Origin of the sequence: Microbacterium dextranolyticum (assembly GCF_016907295.1) — a bacterium.
In the GTDB taxonomy this organism is placed as follows: Bacteria; Actinomycetota; Actinomycetes; order Actinomycetales; family Microbacteriaceae; genus Microbacterium; species Microbacterium dextranolyticum.
The window spans coordinates 2,176,904-2,203,294 of sequence record NZ_JAFBBR010000001.1 but is presented as its reverse complement, the minus strand read 5'-3'; the positions used below and the strand labels follow the sequence as shown (position 1 = coordinate 2,203,294).

The window sequence follows — 26,391 nt, the reverse complement described above, 5'->3', positions numbered from 1 at the left end:
GGAGGGGGCGGTGATCGGATGATCACCGCCCCCTCCGCGTTGCGCCCTGGATGCTCAGTTCGAGGGGACGAAGTCGGCGAGGTAGTCCAGCTTGCCGTCGAGAACGGGCACGGCGATCTTGACGCCCTCGCCGTCTCCGGACTGGAAGGTCACGTCGAGGTCAGCGCCGGCCTGCGTGCCCAGCTGCGTGAACAGCAGCGGCTCGGCGCCGTCGAAGCCGAGGCTGACGGTGGAGTGTGCCGGGACGGCGACGATCTTGCCCGCCCCGTCGATGCCGACCCGAAGCTTCTGGTCGTTGTCGGTGTCGTTGACGATGGCGGCGAGGAAGTTGGCGTTCTCGCCCGACGCGTCCGCCACGAACAGTGCGTTACGCACCTTCAGCGGGCCGGAGGCGGGAACGTTCACGCCATCGGCGGGCGAGTAGGGGATCGTGGTCGCCTGCGGCGAGATCATGCTGCAGCCGGTCATGCCCAGAAGGAGGGCTGCGGCGAGGGCGACGGGCGCGAGGCGGCGCGTGTTCACGGATCCTCCAGAAGACGGGGCGTAGCGGTGCCTCACCATTCTAGGGGTGCGCGCGAAGGCCGCAGGGGCGCGACGCGTCAGCGCACCGGCGAACCTTAGCGTATGTCGCCTGTGGTATCCTCAAGGTTGCCGAAAGGACATAACTGCATGCTTTTTGAGGTTGGCGAGACGGTCGTCTATCCGCACCACGGCGCCGCGACGATCATCGAGGTCAAGGACCGGATCATCAAGGGCGAGACCAAGAAGTACCTGAAGCTGAACGTCACGCAGGGAGACCTCATCATCGAGGTCCCGGCGGACAACGTCGATCTGGTCGGCGTTCGCGACGTGATCGGCAAGGACGGTCTCGAGCGCGTGTTCGACGTGCTGCGCGCCGCGTTCACCGAGGAGCCCACCAACTGGTCTCGCCGCTACAAGGCGAACCTCGAGAAGCTCGCGTCGGGTGACGTGATCAAGGTCTCCGAGGTCGTCCGCGACCTGTGGCGCCGCGATCAGGACCGCGGGCTGTCGGCCGGTGAGAAGCGCATGCTCGCGAAGGCTCGCCAGATCCTCGTCTCCGAGATCGCCCTGGCGCTCAAGGCCGACGAGGACCACGCCTCGGGCGTTCTCGACGAGGTCCTCGCCTCCTGACGTGTGACCCGCCCGGGCCTGCCGGGCGGTCGTTCGTGGCATCCCCCATGATGGGGTGATGGATTCCCCGGCACGCCCCGCGCTGGATCTGTCGCGTCGCGACCTCACACTCGATCTGGCGCGCGTCACGTGCGTCGTGTTCGTCATCGTCGTGCATCTGCTGCAGGTCGGCATCGGCACGGACGAGCAGGGGGCTCTCGTCACCTCGCGACCCGCGGAGGACCAGCCCTGGTTCGCGGCAGCGACGTGGATCGGCCAGATCATGCCGCTCTTCTTCGTGGTCGGCGGATTCGCGGCGGCGGCCGGATGGCGTTCGTGGACCGCGCGCGGCGGTGATGCGACGGGGTTCATCCGATCCCGCACGCTCCGGCTCGCCCAGCCCGCTCTGCCGCTGTTCGTCTTCTTCGCGGTCGTGCTCTCGGCGGCGACGTTGCTGCGCCTGCCCTCGGACCTCGTCGATCCGGCTGCGGTCGGAGCCGGCACACCCCTGTGGTTCCTCGCGGCGTACCTGCTCTGCCAGGCCGGGGTGCCGACACTGGCGCGGTGGCATGAGCGCGCACCACGCCGCACCCTCGTGTTCCTCGCGGTCGGTGTCGTGGTGGTGGATGCCGCACGGTTCGGCACCGGGATCACCGAGATCGGTCTGCTGAACCTGCTGTTCGTCTGGCCGTTCGCGCAGCAGCTGGGGTTCTGGTACCACGATGGGTGGTTCGACCGGCGGCATCCGCTCACCCTCGCCGGCATCGCCGCGGGGTGCTATCTGCTCCTGTGGCCGCTGACGGCGGTGGGACCGTACTCGGCGAACCTCCTCGACGATCTCAATCCGCCGACCGTGCCGCTGGCGGTCCTCGCGGTCGCCCAGGCATGCCTTCTGCGTCTCGCGAAGCCGCTGCTGACGCAGCTGATGGCGGTTCGTGCGGTGCGGGGCATCGTCTTCGTGCTCGGCAGTCGGCTCATGACGGTCTACCTCTGGCACCTGCCGGTCATCCTGGTGCTGACGGGCCTCACGCTCCTGATCCCCGGGGCGGCTCCCGCCCCGGCGTCACCGGCGTGGTGGTGGTCGCGGCCGATCATGTTCGTCGCGGTGGTGGCGGTGGTGCTCGCGCTCTCCCTGCTGCTCGTGCGCGCGGAGCGGATCGGCCCGTTGCGGCCCGTGCCGTCATCCGCGATCGTCGCGATCGCCTGGACCTGTGCCTTCCTCCCGCCCTTCGCGGTCATGGAGTGGTTCCTGAGCCTGTGGGTCGCTGTCGGCGGAGCGGTGCTGCTCGGCATCGCCGTCGTCCTTCTGCGCCGTGGACGCCGCGCCACGGCTGTTGTGGGCGGAAGCGGCACGGCGCGCTCCTCGCTAGGGTCGGAAGCATGAGCTCCGATCTCGTCCCGGTTCCCCGCGTCGCCGTCATCGTCGTCGCGGCCGGCTCCGGTCAGCGACTGGGCGCCGGCGTTCCCAAGGCGTTCGTCGGGATCGACGCGCACACCGTCCTCCGTCATGCGCTGCACGGTGTCTTCGACGGGCCGCTCGCCCAGGTGATCGTGGTCGCGCCCGCCGAGCGTGTGGGCGATGCGCTCACGGAACTGCACGAAGCGGCGGGGGACCGGCACGAGCTGGCCTCGGTCGTCGAGGGCGGGGCGACGCGCCAGGCATCCGTCGCGGCGGGCCTGCACGCCGTCTGGCCGGACGTCGAGCTTGTGCTCGTGCACGATGCGGCACGAGCCCTGACGCCGGCGACGGTGTTCACGCGGGTCGTCGCGGCGCTCGACGACGGCGACGACGCCGTCCTCCCCGTCCTCCCCGTGGTCGATACCGTGAAGCGGGTCGATGGGGATGTCGTCGTCGAGGCGGTCGACCGCTCGGTGCTCGCGGCGGCGCAGACCCCGCAGGGCTTCCGGCGTGCCGTGCTCGAGGCCGCATACGCCCGTGCCGACGCGGACCACACGGACGACGCCGCTCTCGTCCAGGCGGCGGGAGTGTCGGTGCGGACGGTGCCCGGCGACGACCGCTCCTTCAAGATCACCACTCCCACCGACCTGGACCGCGCCCGTGCGCTGCTGCGCCCCGACGCGCCGAGCGTCGACGGGCGGCGCGCGGCCGTTCCCCGCGTGGGCGTCGGCACCGACGTGCATGCTTTCGGCGGCGACGCGGCCCTGTGGTTGGCGGGCGTCGAGTGGCCGGGGGAGCAGGGCCTGCAGGGGCATTCGGACGGGGATGCCGTGGCGCACGCGATCGTCGACGCGGTGCTGGCCGCGGCGGGTCTCGGCGACATCGGCACGCACTTCGGCACGGACCGGCCCGAGTACGCCGGCGCTCATGCCGCCGCGTTCCTGGCGCGCACGCGCGAGCTCGTCGAGGCGGCCGGGTTCGCGATCGGGAACGTGTCGGTGCAGGTACAGGCGAACCGCCCTCGATTCTCGTCACGCCGTGCCGATGCCGAGCGCGTCCTCTCGTCGGCGCTCGGCGCGCCCGTGACGGTCTCGGCGACCACGACTGACGGGCTCGGCTTCACGGGGGCGGGCGACGGCGTCGCCGCGTTCGCGGTGGCGCTCGTCGTTCCCGTGGTCTGAGCGCCGACGATCGGCGCTCAGTCGGCGTTACCGGTGCCCGGCGCACGGCGACCCTCCCCGCCCTGAGGGCGACCCGCCGGTAGGCTGGTCGGGTGACGGTCCGGTTCTACGACACCCAGGCGCAAGCGCTGCGCGAGTTCACGCCTCTCGACCCCGCGAACGTCACCGTCTACGTCTGCGGCCCGACGGTGCAGTCGGGTCCCGGCATCCATCATCTGCGCGCCGCCCTCGCCTTCGACCTCATGCGGCGGTGGCTACAGCGTCGGTTCGGGCGCGTGACCTTCGTACGGAACGTCACCGACATCGACGACAAGGTGCTCGCGAACGCCACACCCGACGAGCCGTGGTGGGCGCTCGCGTACCGCATCGAGCAGGAGTTCGCCGCGGCGTATTCCGCCATCGGCATCCTTCCGCCCACCTACGAGCCGCGTGCCACCGCGTCGATCCCGCAGATGCAGGAGCTGATCTCGCGGCTGATCGACGCCGGTCACGCCTACGCGTCCGAGGGCGACGTCTACTTCGATGTGTGCTCCTGGCCGGCGTACGGATCACTGACCCACCAGAGCGTGGATGCCATGGAGGCGGGCGACGGCGCGCAGGAGCGCGGCAAGCGCGACCCGCACGATTTCGCCCTCTGGAAGGCGGCCAAGCCCGACGAGCCCGCCGACGCCGTGTGGGCGTCGCCGTGGGGTACCGGTCGGCCCGGCTGGCATATCGAGTGCTCGGCGATGAGTCGGCGCTACCTCGGAGACCGGTTCGACATCCACGGCGGCGGGATCGATCTGCGCTTCCCGCATCACGAGAACGAGCTGGCACAGTCGACGGCGGCCGGCGACGGCTTCGCCCGCTACTGGCTGCACAACGGCCTGGTCACGGTGGGGGACCAGAAGATGTCGAAATCGCTCGGCAACTTCCTGCTCGCCCACGACGTCCTGGCCGAGGTCGACCCGCTCGTCGTCCGCTACGCGTTGGCGGCCGCCCACTACCGATCGTCGCTCGAGATCTCGCCGTCGACGTTCGCCGAGGCCGACGCGGCGCTCGGTCGCATCCGCACCTTCCAGCAGCGTGCGGCGCGCGCTCTGGGCACGGCCATGCCGCTCGTCGCCGCCGATCTTCCCGATGCGTTCACCGCAGCGCTCGACGACGACCTGGGCGTGCCCCAGGCGCTCGCCGTGGTCCACGAGACGGTGCGTGCGGGCAACGCCGCCCTGGATGCCGGGGATGACAACGCCGCAGCGCAGGCCCTCGTCGAGGTCGGGCGCATGACGGGAATCCTGGGACTCAACCCGACCGATCCGCAGTGGCAGGATGCCGCCGTGGACGCGTCGCAGACGCGGGCGCTGGATGCCTTGGTGCAAGAGATGATCGCGCAGCGCGCGCAGGCGCGTGCCGATAAGAACTGGACGGCGGCCGACCGCATCCGCGACGCGATCGCGGCGGCCGGCATCGTCCTCGAAGACGGTCCCGACGGGACCCATTGGAGTGTGAACCGTGGCTAAGCCGGGCAACCCCTCAGCGGGCAAGGGCAAGAAGAAGGGGCCTCTCAAGGGCACGGGCGGCAACGGCCGACGTGCGCTCGAGGGTCGGGGGCCGACGCCCAAGGCCGAAGACCGCGCGTGGCACCCCGCGGGCAAGCGCAAAGCCGCCGCGGAGCGGTACGCCGCCGCCGGCGGCAAGGGCAAGCCCGGCCAGCGGCCGACCGCGTCGCGTGCGCCGAAGGCGAAGTCCGGCGATGACACCGAGAACGTCACGGGGCGCAACTCCGTACTCGAGGCGCTGCGGGCGAAGATCCCGGCCACGGCGTTCTACATCGCCCAGCGCGTCGAGATGGACGACCGCGTCAAGGAGATGCTCTCGATCGCGACGCACCGTGGCATCCCCGTGATGGAGGTCACGCGCCCCGAACTCGACCGGATGGCCGGCTTCGACGGGGTGCACCAGGGCGTCGCACTGAAGGTGCCGCCGTACGAGTACGCGCACCCGCAAGACCTGCTCGAGAACATCGTCGACGCCGGGCAGACGCCGCTCCTGGTCGCCCTCGACGGCGTCACCGACCCGCGGAACCTCGGCGCCATCATCCGCTCGACGGCGGCCTTCGGCGGACAGGGCCTCATCATCCCGCAGCGTCGCTCGGCGGGCGTCAACTCCGCCGCGTGGAAGACGAGCGCCGGTGCAGCGGCACGGGTGCCCGTGGCGATGGCGGCGAACCTGACCACGACGCTCAAGGAGCTCAAGAAGCAGGGCGTGTTCGTCCTCGGCCTCGACGGGGCGGGAGACGTCGCCCTTCCCTCACTCGAGCTCGCCGACCGTCCCGTGGTGATCGTCGTCGGCTCGGAGGGCAAGGGGCTCTCCCGCCTGGTGACCGAGACATGCGACCAGATCGTGTCGATCCCGATCTCCTCGGCGACGGAGTCGCTCAACGCCGGCATCGCCGCCTCCGTCGCGCTGTATCAGGTCGCGACGATCCGCGCCGCCTCGGAGTGAGGACGATTCGACCTTCCCGACCGTCGGTGCGGTGAGGCCGGCGTCCGCCGCGCATCGCCCGCATCTCCCACCTCGACGAAAGGACCCTCTCATGGCCATCATCGCAGTCCTCGGCGGCACCGGTTACGCCGGCCGTCACATCGTCACCGAGGCCGTCGACCGCGGGCACACGGTGCTCTCCGTCGCCCGCTCGGTCGCCGCGGAGCGCGTCGCGGGCGCGACCTACATCGAGGGCACCCTGCTGGATGTGCCGGGCCTGGTCGAACAGCTCGTCGGAGTGGATGTCGTGGTGAGCGCGATCGCGCCGCGCGGCACCATGGAGGGCTTCGTGCGTCCGAACCTCGAGGCGCTGAACTCGGTTCTGCCCGAGAGCGTCCGTCTGGGTGTCGTCGGCGGTGCGGGGGGCAGCCTCGTCGCGCCCGGCGGCCCGCGCGTGATCGACTCGGGATTCCCCGAGGAGTTCCAGGCCGAAGCCCTCGAGATGATCGGCGTCCTCGATGACCTGCAGAGTGGCGAGGGCGACCGGGATTGGTTCTTCATCCACCCGGCGGGCGGCTTCGGCGGCTTCAACCCGGGCACCCGCACGGGCACGTACCGTGACGGCGGCGACGTGCTGGTGACGGATGCCGACGGTCAGTCGTTCATCTCGGGCGAGGACTTCGCGATCGCCGTCCTCGACGAGATCGAGCAGCCGAAGCACTCGCGCGGACGCTTCACCGTCGGGTACTGACGGAGCATTCTTCCGATACGGCGGGCGCGGCCTCAGACGAGGTCGCGCCAGTCGATGTCATCATCATCGTCGTCGATCGTGCCGATCGCCGAGGTGATGACGGGGATCGACATGGTCTCGGTCGGCGGACCCATGAGGGTGGCCTCGTCGCGACGGTGGCGCAGCACCGTGTCGACGTACGACGAGAGCACTTCGGCGATCGGCACCGACTGTCCGCGCGCCTGCGACATGTACCACCGGTGCTCCAGCACCTGGTGGAATACCTCGGCCGGCTCCAGTTTGCTGCGCAGGTCCCACGGGATCGCCTTGACGACGGGCTCGAACACGCGGGTCAGCCACTCGTGGGCGACCATGTCCTCGTCGGATCCCAGGCGTGACACGCGCGCACGGAACTCGTCCATGTCGTTGAGCAGTCGTCGTGCCTGATTCTCCTCGACGTCGAGGCCGGTCAGGCGCAGCAGTCGTCGCTGATGGTGGCCGGCGTCGACCACCTTCGGCTGGATGGCGACGCGGGTTCCGTCGGCGGCCTGTTCGATCGTCATCTCGTCGATGTCGAAGCCGAGGTCGTTGAGGCGCTGCACGCGTTCGGTGATGTGCCAGGCCTCGTTCGCGGCGAAGGTCTCGAGGTCGGTGAGAGCGGCCCACAGCGAGTGGTACGACGACACGATGCCGTCGGCGATCGCCACGGCATCCACACCGCCTTCGAGTCGCCCACCCGCTTCGAGGTCCATGATCTCGCCGGCGATGTTCGTGCGCGCGACGTCGAGATCGTGCTCGCGCTGACCGCGGGTGAGGCCGCCCTCGTGCAGTTCGCCGGTCTCGGCGTCGACGAGGTAGGCCGCGAACGCGCCCGCGTCACGACGGAACAGGGTGTTCGACAGCGACACGTCGCCCCAGAAGAACCCGACCGTGTGCAGTCGCACCAGCAAGGCGGCGAGGGCGTCGACGAGGCGTCCGGCCGTGTCGGGGCGGAGCGTCTGGGTGAACAGCGCGCGGTAGGGGAGCGAGAACTTCAGGTGCGCCGTCACGAGGGCCGCCGGCAGAGGCTCGCCCTTCGGGGTGCGTCGGCCGTCGATGACCGCGACGCGCTCGACGCAGGGCACGTCGATGCGCGCCAGCATGCCGAGCATCTCGTACTCGCGCCGGGCCATCTCGGCGGTCGTCTCCTTGACGGCGATGACACGGCCCGAGAGGTTCGCGAACCGCACGAGGTGGCGGGAGAGGCCCTTGGGCAGCGAGACGATGTGGTCGCTGCGCCACTCGTCGAGGGGCGTCGACCACGGCAGGGCGAGCAGGCCGGGGTCGATGCTGCTGGCGGTGATGCTGAGAGTGGTGTCCACCTCGGGGCGCTCTGCTTTCGTGCGGGGCGGATGCGACGCGGCGCGGGCGTCCGGAAGGATCACCCGCGCCGCGTCAGGATCGATCAGGCCGAGGCGATGGCCTTCTTGGTGAGGCGCTCGCCCGACTCGATGTCGAAGGCGTGCACGTGGTGCGGCACCGGCGCCAGAACGACCTTCTCGCCGGCGTTCGGGTGGCTGCGGCCGTCGACGCGCGCGACGATGTCGGTGCGCTTGCCGTTGATCTCGGTGTGGCCGTACAGGTAGCCGTCGGCGCCGAGCTCTTCGACGAGGTCGACCGTCACCGTGAGGCCCCGGCCGTCAGCCGGGTTCACGACGATGTCTTCGGGGCGCACACCGGCGGTGACCTGGGTCGCGTTGGTGGGCTTGTCGATGTCGGCGTCGACGACGGCGGTACCGAACTGGATGCCACCGGCGCTCGCCAGGTCGACGGGGAACAGGTTCATCGCGGGCGAGCCGATGAAGCCGGCAACGAAGACGTTGCTGGGCTTCTCGTACAGGTCGCGGGGCGTGCCGACCTGCTGCAGGATGCCGTCCTTCAGCACCGCGATGCGGTCACCCATGGTGAGCGCCTCGGTCTGGTCGTGCGTGACGTAGACCGTGGTGACACCGAGGCGGCGCTGCAGCGACGCGATCTGTGTGCGCGTCTGCACACGCAGCTTGGCGTCGAGGTTCGACAGCGGCTCGTCCATGAGGAAGACCTGGGGCTGGCGCACGATGGCGCGACCCATGGCGACACGCTGACGCTGACCACCCGAGAGGGCCTTCGGCTTGCGGGTCAGGTACTCCTCGAGGTCGAGCAGCTTCGCGGCCTCGAGCACGCGCTGGGCGCGCTCTTCCTTGCCGACGCCGGCGATCTTCAGGGCGAAGCCCATGTTCTCGGCGACCGTCATGTGCGGGTACAGGGCGTAGTTCTGGAAAACCATCGCGATGTCGCGGTCTTTCGGCGGGATGTCGGTGACATCGCGGTCGCCGATGAGGATGCGGCCCGAGTTGACCTCTTCGAGGCCGGCCAGCATGCGCAGCGAGGTGGACTTTCCGCAACCGGAGGGGCCGACGAGAACCAGGAACTCGCCGTCGGCGACCTCGAGGTTCAGCTTGTCGACGGCCGGGCGCGTGCCGCCGGGGTACAGGCGGGTGGCGTTGTCGAACGTGACGGATGCCATGTTTTCTTCTCCTTCACCGGCAGGTACGTGCCGGACGATCCGTAGTGATGGAATGAGCGGGGGCTTGGCCCGCACACCCGCCATCGGGTGCACCTGCCATTATCGCACGCTCGCGGCGGGTCGCGATGACATTGCGCGCGCAGGTCGACGAGCGCCCGGTGCGAGCGGCGCACACCCGGGACGGAGGCCGCATCTGGGCATTTCCCAGGGTGGCGCTCTAGCATCGTCAGGGTCGCCGTCCCCGGGGCGATCACGCACGGGAGGTCTCGACGACACCGCGCACCGCACCGTTCTTCCGAGAGGTTCCATGTCCAGCGACGACACCCCGCACGCGCCGTCCGGTGACGACTCCTCGACGCCCTCGTCGGTGGGATCGTCCGAGGTGGCTTCGACGGCTGCTGGCGCGGGCGCGCCCGGTCGACGTGACGCGGTGCGCGAGAAGGCGCAGCAGGTGCAGGTCAAGCAGACCCGCGTCCGCGTCGCGCGCCGCTCGGCGATCGTCGTCGTCATCGTCGCCCTGGTCGCCGTCGTCGGCGTGGCCGTCGCCTGGACGGTCGGGGGAGCCGCGAGCAAGCCGCAGCTGTCGCCCGACAGTGCGAACCACGACGGCTTCGTCGTGACGACGATCTCGCGCGGCGCTGCCGTTGCGTCTCCCGATGACGGTGCGACCCCGGATGCCACGCAGCCCGCGGCATCCACGCCCTCGCCCCGCGTGTCGGCGACCTCGGCCGCGCCGGTGAACATCCACGTGTACGTGGACTACCTGTCGCCGTCGGGCCGGGAGTGGCAGCTCGCCAATTCGGCGCAGCTGTCGTCGTGGGTGGCCGACGGTGCGGTGACCTTGACATATCACCCGGTCGCGATGCTCACGGCGAAGTCCAATGGGACCAAGTACTCGCTGCGCGCGGCGAACGCCGCAGCGTGCGTCGGGTCGTACTCGCCGAACTCCTTCTTCACGTTCAACGACGACCTGCTCTCGCGCCAGCCCGCCGTGGACTCCGACGGATTCTCCGACAAGGACCTCGCCGACATCGCCCAGGCGAACGGTGGCGAAGACCCCAAGGCGCTCCGTGAGTGCATCGAGACGGAGCGGTACGCGTCGTGGGTGAAGGCCGCCACGGAGCGCGCAGTGGCCGGCGTCGACGGATCGGATGGGGTGGCCCTCTCGGGCAACGCCATGATCACCGTGAACGGGCAGCCGTATCAGGGCGACATGGGCGACGCGGCGGAGTTCTCCCAGTTCGTCCTGACGAGCGCGAGCGGCAAGTCCGCGAAGGCCGCGGCGACGGCGTCGCCCACGCCGAGCCCGTCCACGACCCCGTGATCGTGTGCGGACGGCGCGAGCCGTCCGCCGTAGACTAGATGCCGCCTCGCCGGCTTGGCGCAATTGGTAGCGCACCTGTCTTGTAAACAGGGGGTTGCAGGTTCGAGTCCTGTAGCCGGCACCGTCATAACTGATGCTTCGGTCCTTCTCCTGCGCGGGTCTGCGCACGCGAGTTCCTCACACGCACACGGTGCGCCGGGATGCCAGCCCCCTGGCGACACGGGGTGCGCGCGGTTACCGTCTTCGCATGTTCCGACGACTCGCCCCCGGTCTTGCCGTTCTCGCCGTCGCGCTCGCCGTCAGCGCCTGCGCGCCGTCACCCGCGCCCGATGACGCGGATGCCGCGTCGTCATCCGCTCCGCCGGCGCCACCGTCTGCTTCCGAACCGAACTCGCCGAGCGTGACGACCTCGCCGACCCCTGACATCACGGCTCTTCCGGCGTGCGACGACCTTCTCTCGGTGCAGCGCGTGCACGAACTCACGGGAGACACGCGGCTCGAGGCCTTCGGAGAGAGTCGCAAGGTCACGGGGGAGTCGCTTCCGGGTCCGGTCGCCGGAGCGGTGTTCGACGGAGCGGCCCTCGTGCGGACGTGCGCGTGGGGCATCCCCTCGTCTCCGATGTCCCTGACGCTCTCGATCGCCGTCATCGACGCCGCGGCCGCCGCCGAGCTGACAGCGGCGCTGGATGCAGCGCCCGAGTATGCGCAGTCGATGCGGGACGGTGTCGCGGTGTACACGATCGCCAAAGGCGGCGAGTACCGCGGGCATCTGGCGTATGCCTTCGACGGCACCGTCTGGGCGATCGTGGACGGCACCGTGGTGGACGAGGCATCGTCGGCATCGTTCGCGTACGACGTGGCGGCGCGTGCGCGCCTAGCCGACCGGCGCGTGGGCGCGTCGTCGATTCCCACGCGCAGGCGCGGCCTATCCTGTGGGGGTACAGCCGATCCCGTGCACGCCCGTGTCAGCCCCGGGCCTCGACGGCGTCCGCGTCCCACGCATGCAGCAGGTCGTCGCGCAGATAGCGGGCATAGCCGTCAGGCGCGCGCCCGACGGTCCGACCGCTCGTCAGCACCCAGGCGCCGTCCGAGGCGATCTCCACCGCTCCCGCAGCGCGTGCTCGCTCCACGACACGGACGTCCTCATGGGTCGCGAGGGGCGGGAATCCGCCGGCGCCGCGCAGCACGTCGGCTCGGATGCCGAGGTTCGCCCCGTGCACGTGCCCGTTCGCCTCACCGTCGACGTGCGTCTGCCGCCACGCGTGCACGCGCTCCTCGTCGAGGTCGTCGAATCGCGGTCGCACCGTGCCGATGACGAGCCCCGCTCCGGCCGCGGCGAGATCCAACTGGTGGATGAGCCAGTGCGGCGGAACGACCGAGTCGGCGTCGGTATGCGCGGTCCAGATGCGGGGGAGAGGAAGAGGCGAGACGAGGTCGAGGCCGCGGGCGGTGGCTGCGGCACGCGCGGCGCCGACGGCGCCGGCCTCCAGCACGACGGTGGAGACCCCATGCCTCCGCGCGATCCGAGCGGAGCCGTCCGAGCATCGGTCGAGGGCCACGCAGACGACGACCTCCCGCAGACGGGTGCGCGCCGCCGTCACCGCCCGGAGGATCGAATCGAGACACGCGTCGAGCAGTTCCTCTTCGTCGTGAACGGGAACGGCGACCACGACCGCCTCGATGCCCGCGTTCACGGCGCTCGCTCCGCGGTCGCGACCGACGGCACGCCCGGCCGCACGTACACATCCAGCGCGAAGTCCTCCTCCCGATGATGGACGAGAGAGCGCCAGTGCGGCCACGCACGGAAAGCCGCATGCACGGCATCCGCGCTCACCGCCGCATCATCGATCGGCCGACGCCAGTGACACACGACGATCGCGCCGTCCTGCGTCAGTGACTCGTCGATGCGGGTGACCGCCTCTGCGAGGGCGTGCTCCGACCAGTAGTACGCGATCTCCGACACGACGATCAGATCGAAGCGGCCTTCCGGCCACTGATCCGGCAATCGCAGATGCGCGAACTCGACGTGCGACTCGTCATCGACGAACGCGCGGGCGTGACGCAGAGCCTCGGGCGACCCGTCGACCGCGACGACCCGAGCGGCACGGTCGGCGAGCTCGCGGGTCAGCACGCCGTTGGCGCACCCGAGTTCGAGCGCGGCTCGGCTGTGCTCGTTCGGCAGCGCCGCTAGCAGCGCCGCACGTTTGCGCCTCTCGTACCAGCGCGTGCGGAACCCCCACGGGTCCTCGGCGGCTTCGAACCGCGCATCGAAGCCCGACAGGGGGGTCGACGCGCGGTGCACGGGCGGCTCTTCGACGAAGATCTCCACGTCACGCTCGAAGTGCGCGAGCATGCCCGCGTGCAGCATCGGGCCGTTCGGTGCGCTGTCGTCGTGTTGCGACCGGAAATGTGAGAGGGCTCGCCGCTTGGCGGCGCGTGCGCTCGCGGACAGCCCGAGGCGCAGCCACGCGGACGAATCGACGGCGGCGGGGTCGTGCCAGTGCCACATCCACACCGGGTAGCCGAGCACCCGCACGCCCGGCGCGGCCGCGGCAGCGGCCTCTTCGCCGGCGACGCGATGGTCTCGGTGCCCATCGCCCTGCCAGGGAGCCACGAGCAGCACCCGCCACGGATCGTCGCCGATCTCCGCACCGAGTGCGACGCGCAGCGACGCGCGCGCGGAGTCCACCCCACCGTCGGGAAGCCCGAGGAAGCGCAGTCGCGCCGTCGGTGCGAGCTCGGCGAGCGCCGAGACGAGCTCGCCGCGCCGCAGGGCGGCGACCCTCTCGAGGTCACTCGCACCGTGCGAGCGTTCGCCGTCGGTCGCGACGAGCACGCTGACATCGACCCCCGCCTGTGCCGCCGTCCAGATCAGACCGCCAGCGCCCAGCGTCTCGTCGTCGGGGTGCGCGGCGAGCACGATCAGCCGGTCGACGTCAATGGTGAGAAAGGATGCGCCGCGCCAGGGAGCCGTCGAGCGCCAGAGCGATTCCGCGGTGCCCGGATCGCGGTGGTCGAACGCGACGCTCACGTCGCCAGCAGTCTGCCGAGTCGCGCCAGATCGCGCTCGCCGTGGTGCTGGCGCAGATAGATACGCAGGTCCGCGACGCGTCGCGCATGAGCTTCGTCTGCGGTGAGGGGACTCGGCCCGAGTGCCCGGTCGGCGACCGCCAGCACCGTTTCCACCTGTGCGGCTGCGATCGCGCGGACGCGTTCGGCGGTGATCGCCAGATCGCGGTCGGCGACGCCCGCGTCGACGGCATCCGCCGCTTCGACGAGTACGGACCGCACGCTCCAGAACGCCGCATCCACCCCTCCTGCGAACGTACGGGAGAGCTGATCGGCGCCCTCTGCGCCCGCGCGATCGACGACCGCGCGCACGAGCGGCGCCGCCGCACCCCACCACACGGCCGCGACGCCCATCCCGCCCCAGGCGAACCCGGGTCGGGTGAGGTACCACCCGTTGTCGCCCACCGGCACCGCGGCGACATCCTCGAAATCGACGGCGGCGCTGACGATCTGCGCCAGTCCGCGCGAGGCCCACGGTCCTCGTCGGGCGTGGACACCGCTGCCCCGCAGGCTCACCGCGAACAGGCGACGTGTGTCGGGCCCGGTCCACGCGGTCACGAGCGCGTGGCTGAGTTGACCCGCCAGCGAGCACCAGCTCTTGGTGCCGCGAAGCCGCCACCCCGACGAGGTCTCGCGCGCATCGAGCCGAGTTCCCTCCGCCGCGAACACGCCCCACGACGAGTCCCGATCGGCGCCGACGACGGCGAGATCGGCGGCGCACCCCGATGCCGCCGCCTGCGCCAGGATGCTCAACGCATCGAGGTGCGGCTCGAGAACGCGGGCGGCGGCGACATCCACCGCCGCCGACGAGGCGAGCACCTCCCAGGTCTCGCGGGTGCGGCCCGAGCCCGGCAGCGGGGCAGCGGAGGCGACCGCGACGGCCCAATCGATCGTCGCCGCCAGGTGCGTTCCGAGGAGCGGCACGGATGCCGCGGAGCGGACGACCGCCGCCGCGGCGGACCCTGGGTGCTCCCCATACGGGTGGAGGGAGAGGAACTGCGTCTGATCCTCCCGGAGATCACGCGTCGACGACGGTGCCGCCGCTGCGTGATCGGAGAGTTTGCGGAGGGGAGACGTGGTCGGCATGCAGGTCACGGTACGGCGGCCTCTGGGCGGAGCCTCCCCCCTTGCGCCATTCGGGGTGGGCTGTTAGTCGCCGCACGGCGGGATTTGCCCGTCGAGCTCCGTCGAGGATCGCCGGCACGTAGCATGCCCGTGCGAGGCGTGCAATCCCCGTAGGGGCTGCCTCCTGTGCGTCCTAGCGTCGGGCTCATGACCCCCACGAAGAGCACGGCGGGCGCGCAGCCCGCGAAGAACAAGCGCAAGCCGGCCCGCGGCGCACAACTCACCCAGGAACAGAATGCGGAGAGCGGATTCTCCGCCTCGCAGACGCTCAGCGACAACCTGCAGCGGGTGTTGGTCGACCTCATCGAGCTCGCCTCGCAGGGAAAGCAGGCCCACTGGAATGTCGTCGGCACGAACTTCCGTGACACCCACCTGCAGCTTGACGAGGTGATCGAGGCGGCCCGCGAGTTCAGCGACACTATCGCGGAACGGATGCGTGCGTTGCACGCCCTTCCCGACGGACGCAGCGACACCGTCGCCGAGACGACCACTCTGCCGGAGTTCCCGTCGGGTGAGGTGTCGACGATCGAGGTCATCGACTTGATCACCGTGCGCCTCGAAGAGACCGTCGCCACCTGCCGCGACGTGCACGACGCGGTCGACGACGAAGACCCGACGAGCGCCGACATCCTGCACGAGATCCTCGAGAAGCTGGAACAGTTCGCGTGGATGATCAGCGCCGAGAATCGCGTCCCGGCGACGGGCCGAGGCTGATCATGAGCGAGACCACGGACCCGCGCACCGCTTGCCCCGGAGACGGATTTCCCGCGCAGGAGCAGTCCCAGCCCGGATTGACCGGTCAGACCCTCCCGACGCCCGATCACGGCGAGTCGACCTACCGGGGGAGCGGCCGATTGACGGGGCGCCGAGCCCTCATCACCGGCGGTGACTCCGGCATCGGCCGCGCCGTCGCCCTCGCGTTCGCCCGCGAAGGGGCCGATGTCGCCATCGCGCACCTTCCCGAGGAGCAAAAGGATGCCGACGACACACTCGCTCTGGTCCGCGACGCGGGACGCGCCGGTCTGTCGCTGGCGGGCGACATCCGCGACGAGGAGTTCGCGACGTCGCTCGTCGGGCAGACCGTCCAGCAGCTGGGCGGCCTCGACATCCTCGTGCTGAACGCCGCTTATCAGAAGGACAGGGACGGACTCGAGAACCTCGAGACGGCCGAGCTGGACCGCGTGTTCCGCACCAACCTGTACGCCATGGTCTTCACGGCGCGAGCCGCGATCCCCGTGCTCCGAAGTGGCTCGAGCATCATCGTGACCTCGTCGGTGCAGGCATCCGCCCCGTCGCCCGGCCTCATCGACTACGCCATGACCAAGGCCGCCCAGGTGGCGTTCGTGGTCGCGCTCGCCGAGGAGCTCGGACCGTGCGGCATCCGCGTCAACGCCGTCGCACCCGGACCGATCTGGACGCCGCTCATCCCGGCGACGGGGTGGGACGAAGAGCGACTCGCGACCTTCGGCAGCGACACGCCGCTCGGACGTGCAGGCCAGCCGGCCGAACTCGCCGGAGCGTACGTCTACCTGGCCTCGGATGCCGCGACGTACGTCTCGGGCGCCGTGCTGCCCGTGACCGGCGGCAAGGGATTCTGAGCGGCGTATCCCTCTGCCGGCATCGAGGACCTCGATGCCGAGTAATCATCTGCGACGGGTGCTCGCTGCTGGCGTCACCCGTCGCGCGTGACGGATAGGGGAGGGGCGGACAGAGGCTTGCGCAGGAAGATCTGGGCGGTGCCGTCGCCGTTCTCGATCCGTTCCGTCCGCCGGTAGCCGAGCTTCTCGTAGAGAGCGGGGCGGCTAGGACGTCCGGATGCGGTAGTGCGCGAGGCCGATGCTCGCCGCTCTCGAGGTGACCGGATTTTGCCCGGCCACCGCTCGTCGGTCGTCGACGGCGTCTCGCGTAGCGTCGGGCACATGGAAGACCCGACGCCGTCGACCGAACCCGACACCGTGACCGAGGCGATCTGCATCCTCGGATACGACTGAGCGCCGGGTCGACCACTCGTCCGGGCACGTGCGGCTAGGCTGACTGCCCGTGACCGAGCCGACCAGACTGCCCGCGGGGATCGCCCTGGGCGGGGCCGTCATGGTCGGGGTTCTCACCGCCGCGCAGTCGCGGATCAACGGCCAGTTGGGACTGCGACTCGGCGATGGGTTCTTGGCTGCGGTCATCTCTTTCGGCTCGGGGCTGATCGTCCTCGTCGCGCTCGTCGCCGCGATGCCGTCCGGGCGCCGGGGATTCGGTCGGTTGCGCGACGGCGTGCGTAGGCGGACGATCCCGTGGTGGATGCTCGCGGGTGGAGCAGCCGGGGCGCTCACCGTCGCCACGCAAGGCCTCGCGGTCGCCGTCATCGGCGTCTCGCTGTTCACGGTCGGCGTCGTCGCCGGACAGACCGTCTGCGGTCTCGTGCTCGATCGGGCCGGGTACGGCCCGGGCGGAGCGGTCGCGGTGACGATCCCGCGGATCGTGGGTGGCGCGCTGGCGCTTCTCGCCGTCGGAATCTCGCTGCAGGGCGGGGTGCTGGACCGTGTGCCGTGGTGGATGCTGCTGCTGCCTTTCGCGGCGGGCATCGGCATCGCCTGGCAGCAGGCCACGAACGGACGACTGCGCCAGCGGGTGGGCACTCCACTGGTCGCGACGCTGGTGAACTTCCTCGGCGGCACACTGATCCTGGCCGTCGCCGCCCTCATCCATGTGCTGATGGTGGGTATGCCGGGCGTTCTTCCGAGCGAGCCGTGGCTCTACCTGGGCGGAGTGATCGGCGTGAGCTACATCGTGATGTCCGCCGCGCTCGTCGTCCACACGGGAGTGCTGCTGTTCGGCCTCGGTGCGGTGGCCGGGCAGCTGATCACCGCGTTCGTGCTGGACGCACTGTGGCCGTCGGATGCCGGACCGCAGTGGCAGGTCGGTGCGGTGATGATCCTCGTGGCGGGGGCGGGCGTCGTGGTCGCCGCGACGCCGTGGCGACGCAGGTTCCCGCGCCGCCGAGGCATCGGACGCACCTGAACCCGGCTCGCGGGGTCAGGATCGAGCGTTCTTCGCCGCCTTCTCGGCCTTCTTCGCCGCTTTCTTGGCCTTCTTGCCCAGGCCCGCGCCGCGCCATTCGGTGAGCTCGCCCGGAGCATCGGGGGATCCTGGCATCCGACCCAAATGGGCGCGACCGTCGACCGGTTTGCGGCGGCTGGGTCGCGAGCGCTCGGGCTTGCCTCCCACGTACAGCCAGCCGAGGAGCTCCTCGTTCGCGGCGAGCCCGTGCGCCTTGGCCACGGCCTTGCTGCGGGTGTAGTGGCCGGTGCGCCACAGCACGCCCCACCCAGCCTCGTCGAGCAGCAGGCTGAGGACGTGTGCGACGCCGGAGGCCACGGCCTCCTGCTCCCAGCGCGGCACCTTGTCGCTCTTCTTGTAGCTCGCAACGACGGCCAGCAGCAGCGGCGCGCGCAGCGGTTTGGTGGAGGGCTTGTCGTCCTTCTCGGCCTTCGCGATCGCGCGCCCCAGTGTGCGACGGTCATTGCCGCGCAGTTCGATCACGCGCCACGGGCGGAGCGACGAGTGATCGGCCACGCGTCCGGCCGCAGAGACGAGCTCGATCAACTCGTCGCGGGTCGGAGCGGCATCCGTGACCTTCGACCAGGACTGGCGCGAGCGGACGGCGTCGAGCGCGGGGCGTACGGTCGTCACGGTCATGACCCGGGCGCGAACGACAGCGACAGCGAGTTCATGCAGTACCGGTCGCCGGTGGGGGTGCCGAAGCCGTCGGGGAAGACATGCCCCAGGTGCGAGCCGCAGTTGGCGCACCGCACCTCGGTGCGCTCCATGCCGTGGCTGTGGTCCTCGATCAGCTCCACCGCGTCGGGACGGACCGACTCGTAGAAGCTCGGCCACCCGCAGTGCGAGTCGAACTTCGTGCCCGATCGGAACAGCTCCGCGCCGCACGCGGCGCAGGTGTACAGCCCGGCGCGGTGCTCGTCCAGCAGTTCTCCCGTCCAGGCCCGCTCGGTGCCGGCCTGGCGCAGTACGGCGTATTGCTCGGGGGAGAGCTCGGCCTGCCACTGCGCGTCGGTCTTCTGCACGTTGTACGTCATGTTCGCCCTTCCGTCGTTGCGGATCTCTCCGCCTGACCTATTCAACCCGACGCTGCGGTTCCCTGTTCCTCTTCTTCCTGTCCGTTGTCTGCATGATGTGCGCCGTGCCGACGGGGAGCCACGACCCGACGCGAGTGCGCGCGTACTCTGACGACGTGACTCTCTCCGACCGTGACCGTGCCGTGCTCGACTTCGAGTCGCGCTGGGAAGGCCACGGCGCCGCCAAGGAGGAGGCCATCCGCCGTGAGCTCGCGCTGACGCCGGCGAGATACTACCAGCTGCTCGAGCGTGTCATCGACGCGCCCGATGCGGTGCGTCACGATGCCATGCTCGTGCACCGCCTGCGACGGGTGCGCGACGCGCGGCGACACGAGCGCGAGGTGCGCACGGGTATCGCCGAGGCTGTCCGTGCAGGTGCGGCCCGGTAGCATTCTCTGGTGCCGCCGACCAACCCGCCGAAGGATCGCTTCGACGATCTCCCGTCCGAACGCGGTCGCGTGGGCGCCCACCGTGCCGAGAACCCGCGCCTTCGCGGCGGGCTCGTTCTGCTGTGGTCGGCAATCGCCACGATCGTCCTGGTGGCGGCTGGCATCTTCGGGACCATGGTCGCAACGGGTCGGATCTCCTTCGAATCGACCCCGCAGTCGTCGGCGTCGCCGTCGGCCACGCCGACCACGGCGCCCGTCCTCGACACCTCGTTCTCGGTCACCGTTCTCAATGCCACGCCGCAGCGCGGCCTCGCCGCCGGCATGCGCGACACCGTCATCGCCGCAGGGTGGTCGCCGGACGCGGTCATCGACAGCGACGCGAGCACCGACGACTTCGCCACCACGACGGTCTACTACGCCCGTGCAGAAGACGAAGCGGCCGCACGCGGGCTCGCTCGGGCGATCGGGGGAGCGGATGTGCAGCTGAGCACCGCCTACCAGCCCACCGATGACCCCTCGACGTCGGACGTCGACGAGAGCAAGAATCGTCAGCTCGTGATCGTCGTGGGCCTCGATCGCACGGCCGGTGACGCACCCTCCGCGACTCCCTGAGGTCGGCGGCACCGGCCTCGCCAGGGCCGATGTTTCGTGCGCGTGAACTCTTCGATGCACGCGTGTCAACAGTGCCCGGATCGGCGTCGACGGCTCATTCGGCGTGATTAGCATGGCGAAGTCCCACCGCTACATCAGGAGATTCGCATGGCCGAAACGACCCCCACCACCCGCGGAACCGTCAAGTGGTTCAACGCCGAGAAGGGCTTCGGCTTCATCACCGTCGACGGCGGCGACGATGTCTTCGTGCACTACTCGAACATCGACATGAGCGGATTCCGCGTGCTCGAGGAGGGCCAGGCGGTGGAGTTCACCGTCGGTGCCGGGCAGAAGGGCCCGCAGGCCGAGGCCGTCCGCGTGGTCTGAACCCCGCCGGGTCTTCGATGAGCCCGGATGCCTTCCCGGCGCGCCGCTCGCGCGGCTTGCACTCGTCATGTGCGAGTGCCAGAATGAGTTAGCACTCCTTAATGGCGAGTGCTAAAGACTCATCCTCACGTCCGGGAGGGACGACACACTTATGGCAAAGATCATCGCTTTCGACGAGGAGGCCCGCCGTGGCCTCGAGCGCGGCCTCAACATCCTGGCCGACGCCGTCAAGGTGACGCTCGGCCCGCGTGGCCGCAACGTCGTGCTCGAGAAGAAGTGGGGCGCCCCCACGATCACGAACGACGGTGTCTCCATCGCCAAGGAGATCGAGCTCGACGACCCGTACGAGAAGATCGGTGCGGAGCTCGTCAAGGAGGTCGCCAAGAAGACCGACGACGTCGCCGGTGACGGTACGACGACCGCCACGGTCCTCGCCCAGGCGCTCGTGCGCGAAGGTCTGCGCAACGTCGCGGCCGGCGCCGACCCCATCTCGCTGAAGAAGGGCATCGAGAAGGCCGTCAAGGCCATCTCCGACGAGCTGCTCGCCGCCGCCAAGGAGGTCGAGACCAAGGACGAGATCGCCGCCACGGCATCCATCTCGGCCGCTGACGCCGAGATCGGCGCGCTGATCGCCGAGGCGATCGACAAGGTCGGCAAGGAGGGTGTGGTCACCGTCGAGGAGTCCAACACCTTCGGCACCGAGCTCGAGCTCACCGAGGGCATGCGCTTCGACAAGGGCTACATCAACCCCTACTTCGTCACGGACCCGGAGCGCCAGGAGGCGGTCTTCGAGGACCCGTACATCCTCATCGCGAACCAGAAGATCTCCAACATCAAGGACCTGCTGCCGATCGTCGACAAGGTGATCCAGGAGGGCAAGGAGCTCGTCATCATCGCCGAGGACGTCGAGGGCGAGGCTCTCGCGACCCTCGTGCTCAACAAGATCCGCGGCATCTTCAAGTCGGTCGCCGTCAAGGCTCCCGGCTTCGGCGACCGTCGCAAGGCGCAGCTGCAGGACATCGCGATCCTCACCGGCGGCCAGGTCATCACCGAGGAGGTCGGTCTCAAGCTCGAGAACGCCACCACGGACCTGCTCGGCAAGGCGCGCAAGGTCATCGTCACCAAGGACGAGACCACGATCGTCGAGGGTGCGGGCGAGTCGTCGCAGATCGAGGGTCGCGTGACCCAGATCAAGCGCGAGATCGAGAACACCGACAGCGACTACGACCGCGAGAAGCTCCAGGAGCGCCTCGCCAAGCTCGCCGGTGGCGTCGCCGTCATCAAGGCGGGCGCGGCCACCGAGGTCGAGCTCAAGGAGCGCAAGCACCGCATCGAGGACGCCGTCCGCAACGCGAAGGCAGCCGTCGAGGAGGGTATCGTCCCCGGTGGTGGCGTCGCGCTGATCCAGGCCGGCAAGAAGGTGTTCGAGACCCTCGAGCTGGTCGGTGACGAGGCGACCGGCGCGAACATCGTCAAGGTCGCCATCGAGGCCCCGCTCAAGCAGATCGCCCTCAACGCCGGTCTCGAGCCCGGTGTCGTCGCGAACAAGGTGTCGGAGCTTCCCGTCGGCCAGGGCCTGAACGCGGCCACCGGCGAGTACGTCGACATGTTCGCCGCGGGCATCATCGACCCGGCCAAGGTCACGCGCTCCGCGCTGCAGAACGCCGCGTCGATCGCGGGGCTCTTCCTCACGACCGAGGTCGTCGTCGCCGACAAGCCCGAGAAGGTCGCGGCTCCCGCCGGCGACCCGACGGGTGGCATGGACTTCTGAGCTCACTGAGCGTCAGAGATCTCTGACAGAAGGGCCCCTCCTCCGGGAGGGGCCCTTCTGCGTTCCCGCGCCGACGACGCACGTGCGGCCCCGGCTCGCCGCTCGGGCCGGGACGACGGCTCGGTCAGCGGAACAGGCCGGCGGCGGCGATCTCGGTCTGCGCGTACTGCGCACCCGCGTGCGCGAGGGACGCGCCGATATCGCCGAGCGACGCCTCGAGCTCGCGCTGCGTGGCACGCCACCGGTCGACGACGGAGTGGAACGCGACCGCGGCGGTGCCCGTCCAGGCGCCCTGCAGCTGGGTGAGCTGCCCGAGCATGGCGGCGGTCTCGCCCTGCAGCCGGTCGGCGGTGGCGCGGATCGCGCCGGTCGCGGTCATCACGGCGTCGGAGTCGACGGAGAACTGGGTCATGAGAGGTGTCCCTTCGGATCGGATGCCCGTCACGTTAGGCCTCGTGAGACGCACCGACCCCGCCGCGCCGACGGGTCCGTGGAGAACACCCCCGGCCGCACTCCTGGGGAGGGCGAGCCGTCAAAGCTCGTCGGGCTGCAGCCGACGCAGGGGCTGCGTCTGGATCAGCAGGTGCTCGGCGGCATCCCGCTCGTGCGCGAGCGGCAGCGAGACGCGGAAGGTCGCCCCGCCCCCGGCCGTTTCGCTCACCTCGATCGACCCGTGCAGCGCCTCGACGACGGATGCCACGATCGACAGGCCGAGCCCCGAGCCGCCGGTCTCGCGCGTGCGCGACGTGTCGGCTCGCCAGAAACGCTGGAAGATCTTGTCGCGCAGCTGTTCCGGGATGCCTTCGCCGTGGTCCATCACCGCGATCCAGCCCATGCCGGCGACCTCGTCCACCCCGGTGGCGAGCTCGATCGGAGAGCCGGAGGGGGAGTAGCGGCGCGCGTTGCCGAGCAGGTTCGCGACGACCTGGCGGATCCGGTTGTCATCGCCCAGCACGATCGGCTCGGCGCTGCGCTCGGGAACGCGGACGGGAACCGTCGGCGGGGCCGCGGGGGATCCCGGCTCCGCGCCGGGGCGCGGCCTCCGGCGCAGCAGCGACCAGGTGGCCTCCGCGATTCCCGCACGGCGCGGGGCGGTGCCGGTCGTGGCGGTCGCCGTCGGGTCGGGGGCGTCGTCGACCGGAGCGGGGGCTGCGGCATCCTGCACCGTGACGTCACGATCGGGCGACGCGGCGCGGGCGTCCAGCGCGGCGTCGCGGGCGATGGGGCGCAGATCGACCGCCGTGACGACGATGTCGCGCCGCTCGTCGAGGCGGGCGAGGGCGAGCAGATCCTCGACGAGGCCGCCCATGCGGATCGCCTCTTTCTCGATGCGTTCCATCGACTGCGCCGTCTGCTCGTCGCCCGAGATGGCGCCCATCCGGTAGAGCTCCGCATACCCGCGCACGGTGACCAACGGGGTGCGCAGCTCGTGGCTCGCGTCGCCGATGAACCGGCGCATCTGTTGGACGGTGGCGTCGCGCTGACCGATCGCCTGATCGACGCGATCGAGCATGGCATTGATCGCCGTCTTCAGCTTTCCCACCTCGGTGCGCGGGGAGATGTCGCCCATGCGCTGGCTGAGGTCGCCCGCGGCGATCGACATCGCGGTGTCTTCGACCTGCCCGAGGCCGCGGAACGCGAGGGTCACCAGCCATCGCGTCGCCAGGGCACCGGCGATGATCGTCATGAGCGCGAAGATCGAGTAGATGCCGACGTAGTTCGTCACGGTCTGGGTGACGCCCGACAGGGGCAGGGCGACGACCTGCGTGTAGTTGTAGTTGTCGCCCACGCCGGCGATCGGCGGCAGGAAGTCGGCGCTCGCGTGGAAATGGGCGGTGCCGTCGATGCCGCTCAGCTCGAAGATCTGACCCTGACCGGACAGCGTCCGCTCGAGGGGGAAGGTCGGCGGGAAGGCGGGCTGGGGGCCGCCTGCACCCGTGCTGGTGAGGAAGCGCCCGTCGGGGCCGTAGATGGCGACGGAGTACGGCGTCGTGGGGTTCTCGTTCGTGTGGAAGACGGGGACGCCGTTCACGACGTCGATCGACATGAGGCTCGACGCCACGTCGGTGGGGGCGAGTTGCAGCAGCGACTGGTCGAGCGCCGTGAGCTGGGTGTTCCGCAGGAACACCCCCGTGCCGAATCCGGCGGCGACGAGGCCGACCGCGAGGACGGCGACCGTCACCCCGGTCACCTTCGCGCGGAGGCTGATGCTGCGCCACCACCCGGTGAGGCGGTCGTTCTTCTTCGCGTGCGCGGCCTGGACGGCAGCCATGTCGGCGCTCAGACCGATTTGCCGGCCTTCAGCATGTAGCCGAAGCCGCGCTTGGTCTGGATGAGCGGCTCTGACGAGTACGGGTCGATCTTCCGACGCAGGTACGAAATGTAGCTCTCCACGATGCCGGCGTCGCCGTTGAAGTCGTACTCCCACACGTGGTCGAGGATCTGCGCTTTGCTGAGCACGCGGTTGGGGTTCAGCATGAGGTACCGCAGCAGCTTGAACTCGGTGGGGGACAGGTCGATCGAGACGTCGCCGACCGTGACGTCGTGGGTGTCCTGGTCCATCGTGAGCTCGCCGGCCTTGATGGTGGACTCCTCATCTGCCTGCATCGTGCGTCGCAGGATGGCCTGCAGGCGGGCGACGATCTCATCCAGCGAGAAGGGCTTCGTGACGTAGTCGTCGCCGCCCGCGTTCAGGCCCTCGATCTTGTCCTCGGTGTCGTCTTTCGCCGTGAGGAAGAGGATCGGAGCAGTGTAGCCGGCTCCGCGCAGACGCTTCGTGACGCTGAAGCCGTTCATATCGGGCAGCATCACGTCGAGGATGATGAGGTCGGGCTCCTCCTCGAGCACGGCCGAGATGGTCTGTGCGCCGTTGGCCACGGCGCGCACCTGGTATCCCGCGAAGCGGAGGCTCGTCACCAGCAGGTCACGGATGTTCGGTTCGTCGTCCACAACGAGAATGCGCGGTGCCGTCATATCCCCATACTGGCACCGGAGTCCATCCGTTTGCTGGATATCGCCGGGAGCGAACCGCGCGCGCCCGTTCCCGGGCACCCTCTCCGGGGATCGGAGATGATGGAGGCATGGCCATCCCCTCCCCGCATCTGCCCGCGCCCGCCCCGCCCGCGGCGTGGCATCCCGCGCCGTTGCCGCCGGATGCCACAACGGGAGGACTCGCCTTCCACCGCCTCGTGTTCGCCCGCCGCCGCCGCGGATGGTGGACGCCGTTGGCCGTGGGCGGGCTGGGGATCGCGATGTACCTGGTGCTCACCGTCGTGGTGCTCATCGTGGTCTTCATCGCGGCGCTCATCGATGTGACGCTGCCCGACCGCCTCCTCGCGCTCAGCACGAATGCGACGTTCGACATGGGCGACCCGTTCATCCTCGCGATCATGCTGGGCACGATCGTCATCATGCTGCCGTGCTACGTCCTGGCATCCCGCATCGTGAACGGCCCCCGTATCGGACTGCTCTCATCGGCGGCGGGGCGGCTGCGCTGGCGATGGATGCTCTTGTGCGGAGCTGTCGCCGCCGGGTTGTCGATCGTGCTCACTGCGCTGACGCTCCTCGTGCCGTCGGATGCCCCCGCCTCCGGGTCGGGGCCGAGTGCGCTGTGGCCGGTGTCGCTCCTGCTCGTCCTCGTGCTCGTGCCGCTGCAGTCGGCGGCCGAGGAGTACGTCTTCCGCGGCTACCTCGGACAGGCGGTCGGGCGGTGGCTGCGGCATCCCGCCTTCGCGATCCTGCTGCCCGTGCCGCTGTTCGTCCTCGGGCACATGTACGACGTCCTCGGTCAGATCGGCGTGGGGCTGTTCGCCGTCGCCGCGGGCTGGCTCACCTGGCGCACCGGCGGGCTCGAGGCGGCGATCGCCCTGCACGTCGTGAACAACCTCACGGCCTTCCTTCTCGCGCTGGCCTTCGGGTCCGACCCGACCGAGACCGAGACCGGGTGGGTGAGCCTGCTCTGGTCGTTCCTGCTGATCGGTGGATACGTCGCGCTCGTCGAATGGCTGCTGCGCCGCCGTCCGCTGCCGCGGACGCTCGTGCTCACCCCGCCGCCGGCGCCGGTGTACGCACCGCCGCCCGCCTATCCCGCAGCGCCGGCCTGGCCCGCGGCACCGGTCGTCCCGCCGGTGCCCTGACCCGGGGCGTCGAGACCGCGTCT

General features: G+C 70.1%; 27 protein-coding genes and 1 tRNA gene. 17 read left to right on the top strand and 11 right to left on the bottom strand.

Translation table 11 applies throughout. The annotated features are described in order from the left end of the window. Positions 1 to 54: 54 nt before the first annotated feature. A complete protein-coding gene (locus JOE64_RS10190) occupies positions 55 to 522 on the bottom strand; it encodes a DNA modification methylase (protein ID WP_204964147.1) in 468 nt (155 codons plus the stop codon). 147 nt (positions 523 to 669) lie between these two features. On the opposite strand from JOE64_RS10190, the gene JOE64_RS10185 reads away from it, so the two are divergent. The 6 genes from JOE64_RS10185 (at position 670) to JOE64_RS10160 (ending at position 6,925) form a co-directional block, all read left to right on the top strand. Continuing rightward, the gene (locus JOE64_RS10185; RefSeq protein WP_204964146.1) at positions 670 to 1,152 is read left to right on the top strand and encodes a CarD family transcriptional regulator; all 483 of its coding nucleotides are present in this window, start codon (positions 670 to 672) and stop codon (positions 1,150 to 1,152) included. Positions 1,153 to 1,210: 58 nt separating this feature from the next. Continuing rightward, entirely contained in the window at positions 1,211 to 2,515 is a 1,305-nt protein-coding gene (locus JOE64_RS10180; RefSeq protein ID WP_204964145.1) for an acyltransferase family protein, read from the top strand. Beyond that, positions 2,512 to 3,711 carry a 2-C-methyl-D-erythritol 4-phosphate cytidylyltransferase gene (gene ispD, locus JOE64_RS10175; protein ID WP_204964144.1) on the top strand — a complete coding sequence of 400 codons (1,200 nt, stop codon included), beginning with the start codon at positions 2,512 to 2,514 and terminating at the stop codon, positions 3,709 to 3,711. The genes JOE64_RS10180 and ispD overlap by 4 nt, the downstream gene beginning before the upstream one ends. Before the next feature lie 92 nt (positions 3,712 to 3,803). Continuing rightward, complete coding sequence (gene cysS / locus JOE64_RS10170) at positions 3,804 to 5,210, top strand: cysteine--tRNA ligase (protein WP_204964143.1); 1,407 nt, start codon at positions 3,804 to 3,806, stop codon at positions 5,208 to 5,210. Beyond that, positions 5,203 to 6,195, top strand: a complete 993-nt coding sequence (gene rlmB / locus JOE64_RS10165; protein ID WP_204964142.1) for a 23S rRNA (guanosine(2251)-2'-O)-methyltransferase RlmB — start codon at positions 5,203 to 5,205, stop codon at positions 6,193 to 6,195. The genes cysS and rlmB overlap by 8 nt, the downstream gene beginning before the upstream one ends. 91 nt (positions 6,196 to 6,286) lie before the next feature. Further along, positions 6,287 to 6,925, top strand: a complete 639-nt coding sequence (locus JOE64_RS10160) for an NAD(P)-dependent oxidoreductase (protein ID WP_204964141.1) — start codon at positions 6,287 to 6,289, stop codon at positions 6,923 to 6,925. A 32-nt stretch (positions 6,926 to 6,957) separates the two neighbouring features. Here the strand turns inward: JOE64_RS10160 and JOE64_RS10155 are convergent, their stop codons facing one another. Together JOE64_RS10155 and JOE64_RS10150 are read right to left on the bottom strand one after the other, a co-directional pair. Continuing rightward, entirely contained in the window at positions 6,958 to 8,265 is a 1,308-nt protein-coding gene (locus JOE64_RS10155; RefSeq protein WP_204965045.1) for a DUF4032 domain-containing protein, read from the bottom strand. An 83-nt stretch (positions 8,266 to 8,348) separates the two neighbouring features. Beyond that, positions 8,349 to 9,449, bottom strand: a complete 1,101-nt coding sequence (locus tag JOE64_RS10150) for an ABC transporter ATP-binding protein (protein ID WP_204964140.1) — start codon at positions 9,447 to 9,449, stop codon at positions 8,349 to 8,351. A 307-nt stretch (positions 9,450 to 9,756) separates the two neighbouring features. Between JOE64_RS10150 and JOE64_RS10145 the strand changes: the two genes are divergently transcribed. After that, positions 9,757 to 10,773 (top strand): thioredoxin domain-containing protein, encoded by a 1,017-nt coding sequence (locus JOE64_RS10145; RefSeq protein ID WP_204964139.1) that lies wholly within the window; start codon positions 9,757 to 9,759, stop codon positions 10,771 to 10,773. Positions 10,774 to 10,821: 48 nt separating this feature from the next. Then, positions 10,822 to 10,894: transfer RNA gene (locus JOE64_RS10140), tRNA-Thr, on the top strand. Between the two features lie 844 nt (positions 10,895 to 11,738). Here JOE64_RS10140 and JOE64_RS10135 read toward each other — a convergent pair. From JOE64_RS10135 to JOE64_RS10125, 3 genes are read right to left on the bottom strand one after another with little or no spacing between them, the layout of a single operon-like run. After that, positions 11,739 to 12,467 carry a glycosyltransferase family 2 protein gene (locus JOE64_RS10135; protein WP_271202458.1) on the bottom strand — a complete coding sequence of 243 codons (729 nt, stop codon included), beginning with the start codon at positions 12,465 to 12,467 and terminating at the stop codon, positions 11,739 to 11,741. Then, entirely contained in the window at positions 12,464 to 13,804 is a 1,341-nt protein-coding gene (locus tag JOE64_RS10130) for a bifunctional PIG-L family deacetylase/class I SAM-dependent methyltransferase (protein WP_204964138.1), read from the bottom strand. Before JOE64_RS10130 ends, JOE64_RS10135 begins: the two co-directional genes overlap by 4 nt. After that, positions 13,801 to 14,928 carry an acyl-CoA dehydrogenase family protein gene (locus tag JOE64_RS10125; protein WP_204964137.1) on the bottom strand — a complete coding sequence of 376 codons (1,128 nt, stop codon included), beginning with the start codon at positions 14,926 to 14,928 and terminating at the stop codon, positions 13,801 to 13,803. The genes JOE64_RS10130 and JOE64_RS10125 overlap by 4 nt, the downstream gene beginning before the upstream one ends. Before the next feature lie 186 nt (positions 14,929 to 15,114). On the opposite strand from JOE64_RS10125, the gene JOE64_RS10120 reads away from it, so the two are divergent. The 4 genes from JOE64_RS10120 (at position 15,115) to JOE64_RS10110 (ending at position 17,979) form a co-directional block, all read left to right on the top strand. Continuing rightward, positions 15,115 to 15,681, top strand: a complete 567-nt coding sequence (locus JOE64_RS10120) for a Dps family protein (RefSeq protein ID WP_204964136.1) — start codon at positions 15,115 to 15,117, stop codon at positions 15,679 to 15,681. A 2-nt stretch (positions 15,682 to 15,683) separates the two neighbouring features. Further along, positions 15,684 to 16,565, top strand: coding sequence for an SDR family oxidoreductase (locus tag JOE64_RS10115; RefSeq protein WP_204964135.1), 882 nt, complete (start codon positions 15,684 to 15,686; stop codon positions 16,563 to 16,565). Between the two features lie 267 nt (positions 16,566 to 16,832). Continuing rightward, positions 16,833 to 16,958, top strand: coding sequence for a hypothetical protein (locus JOE64_RS14705; RefSeq protein WP_275587405.1), 126 nt, complete (start codon positions 16,833 to 16,835; stop codon positions 16,956 to 16,958). A 49-nt stretch (positions 16,959 to 17,007) separates the two neighbouring features. After that, complete coding sequence (locus JOE64_RS10110; protein WP_271202456.1) at positions 17,008 to 17,979, top strand: DMT family transporter; 972 nt, start codon at positions 17,008 to 17,010, stop codon at positions 17,977 to 17,979. 15 nt (positions 17,980 to 17,994) lie between these two features. On the opposite strand, the gene JOE64_RS10105 is transcribed toward JOE64_RS10110, so the two are convergent. Both JOE64_RS10105 and msrB read right to left on the bottom strand, forming a co-directional pair. Then, entirely contained in the window at positions 17,995 to 18,657 is a 663-nt protein-coding gene (locus JOE64_RS10105) for a nitroreductase family protein (protein WP_204964134.1), read from the bottom strand. Next, positions 18,654 to 19,055 (bottom strand): peptide-methionine (R)-S-oxide reductase MsrB, encoded by a 402-nt coding sequence (gene msrB / locus JOE64_RS10100; RefSeq protein WP_204964133.1) that lies wholly within the window; start codon positions 19,053 to 19,055, stop codon positions 18,654 to 18,656. Before msrB ends, JOE64_RS10105 begins: the two co-directional genes overlap by 4 nt. Before the next feature lie 155 nt (positions 19,056 to 19,210). Between msrB and JOE64_RS10095 the strand changes: the two genes are divergently transcribed. The 4 genes from JOE64_RS10095 to groL all read left to right on the top strand — a co-directional run bounded on the left by JOE64_RS10095 (position 19,211) and on the right by groL (position 22,232). Further along, complete coding sequence (locus tag JOE64_RS10095; RefSeq protein WP_204964132.1) at positions 19,211 to 19,483, top strand: DUF3263 domain-containing protein; 273 nt, start codon at positions 19,211 to 19,213, stop codon at positions 19,481 to 19,483. 9 nt (positions 19,484 to 19,492) lie between these two features. Beyond that, positions 19,493 to 20,095, top strand: a complete 603-nt coding sequence (locus tag JOE64_RS10090; protein ID WP_204964131.1) for a LytR C-terminal domain-containing protein — start codon at positions 19,493 to 19,495, stop codon at positions 20,093 to 20,095. A gap of 147 nt (positions 20,096 to 20,242) precedes the next feature. Then, the gene (locus JOE64_RS10085; protein ID WP_204964130.1) at positions 20,243 to 20,461 is read left to right on the top strand and encodes a cold-shock protein; all 219 of its coding nucleotides are present in this window, start codon (positions 20,243 to 20,245) and stop codon (positions 20,459 to 20,461) included. A gap of 151 nt (positions 20,462 to 20,612) precedes the next feature. Next, positions 20,613 to 22,232, top strand: a complete 1,620-nt coding sequence (groL, locus tag JOE64_RS10080) for a chaperonin GroEL (RefSeq protein ID WP_204964129.1) — start codon at positions 20,613 to 20,615, stop codon at positions 22,230 to 22,232. 124 nt (positions 22,233 to 22,356) lie between these two features. Here groL and JOE64_RS10075 read toward each other — a convergent pair whose 3' ends face one another. The 3 genes from JOE64_RS10075 to JOE64_RS10065 form a co-directional block, all read right to left on the bottom strand. Beyond that, a complete protein-coding gene (locus tag JOE64_RS10075; protein ID WP_204964128.1) occupies positions 22,357 to 22,644 on the bottom strand; it encodes a WXG100 family type VII secretion target in 288 nt (95 codons plus the stop codon). Positions 22,645 to 22,764: 120 nt separating this feature from the next. Beyond that, complete coding sequence (locus tag JOE64_RS10070; protein WP_204964127.1) at positions 22,765 to 24,504, bottom strand: HAMP domain-containing sensor histidine kinase; 1,740 nt, start codon at positions 24,502 to 24,504, stop codon at positions 22,765 to 22,767. A gap of 8 nt (positions 24,505 to 24,512) precedes the next feature. Beyond that, positions 24,513 to 25,205 (bottom strand): response regulator transcription factor, encoded by a 693-nt coding sequence (locus JOE64_RS10065; protein ID WP_204964126.1) that lies wholly within the window; start codon positions 25,203 to 25,205, stop codon positions 24,513 to 24,515. Between the two features lie 107 nt (positions 25,206 to 25,312). Here JOE64_RS10065 and JOE64_RS10060 point away from each other — a divergent pair, with 107 nt between their 5' ends. Further along, complete coding sequence (locus JOE64_RS10060) at positions 25,313 to 26,368, top strand: CPBP family intramembrane glutamic endopeptidase (protein WP_204964125.1); 1,056 nt, start codon at positions 25,313 to 25,315, stop codon at positions 26,366 to 26,368. The last annotated feature ends 23 nt before the right edge of the window (positions 26,369 to 26,391 follow it).

Coding starts and splice junctions, on each gene's coding strand:
- JOE64_RS10105 (WP_204964134.1), bottom strand. CDS start 18,657: ATGACCGTGACGACCGTACGCCCCGCGCTCGACGCCGTCCGCTCGCGC.
- JOE64_RS10075 (WP_204964128.1), bottom strand. CDS start 22,644: ATGACCCAGTTCTCCGTCGACTCCGACGCCGTGATGACCGCGACCGGC.
- JOE64_RS10125 (WP_204964137.1), bottom strand. CDS start 14,928: ATGCCGACCACGTCTCCCCTCCGCAAACTCTCCGATCACGCAGCGGCG.
- JOE64_RS10145 (WP_204964139.1), top strand. CDS start 9,757: ATGTCCAGCGACGACACCCCGCACGCGCCGTCCGGTGACGACTCCTCG.
- JOE64_RS10150 (WP_204964140.1), bottom strand. CDS start 9,449: ATGGCATCCGTCACGTTCGACAACGCCACCCGCCTGTACCCCGGCGGC.
- groL (WP_204964129.1), top strand. CDS start 20,613: ATGGCAAAGATCATCGCTTTCGACGAGGAGGCCCGCCGTGGCCTCGAG.
- msrB (WP_204964133.1), bottom strand. CDS start 19,055: ATGACGTACAACGTGCAGAAGACCGACGCGCAGTGGCAGGCCGAGCTC.
- JOE64_RS10115 (WP_204964135.1), top strand. CDS start 15,684: ATGAGCGAGACCACGGACCCGCGCACCGCTTGCCCCGGAGACGGATTT.
- JOE64_RS10160 (WP_204964141.1), top strand. CDS start 6,287: ATGGCCATCATCGCAGTCCTCGGCGGCACCGGTTACGCCGGCCGTCAC.
- JOE64_RS10070 (WP_204964127.1), bottom strand. CDS start 24,504: ATGGCTGCCGTCCAGGCCGCGCACGCGAAGAAGAACGACCGCCTCACC.
- JOE64_RS10180 (WP_204964145.1), top strand. CDS start 1,211: ATGGATTCCCCGGCACGCCCCGCGCTGGATCTGTCGCGTCGCGACCTC.
- JOE64_RS10085 (WP_204964130.1), top strand. CDS start 20,243: ATGGCCGAAACGACCCCCACCACCCGCGGAACCGTCAAGTGGTTCAAC.
- JOE64_RS10120 (WP_204964136.1), top strand. CDS start 15,115: ATGACCCCCACGAAGAGCACGGCGGGCGCGCAGCCCGCGAAGAACAAG.
- JOE64_RS10065 (WP_204964126.1), bottom strand. CDS start 25,205: ATGACGGCACCGCGCATTCTCGTTGTGGACGACGAACCGAACATCCGT.
- JOE64_RS10060 (WP_204964125.1), top strand. CDS start 25,313: ATGGCCATCCCCTCCCCGCATCTGCCCGCGCCCGCCCCGCCCGCGGCG.
- ispD (WP_204964144.1), top strand. CDS start 2,512: ATGAGCTCCGATCTCGTCCCGGTTCCCCGCGTCGCCGTCATCGTCGTC.
- JOE64_RS10185 (WP_204964146.1), top strand. CDS start 670: ATGCTTTTTGAGGTTGGCGAGACGGTCGTCTATCCGCACCACGGCGCC.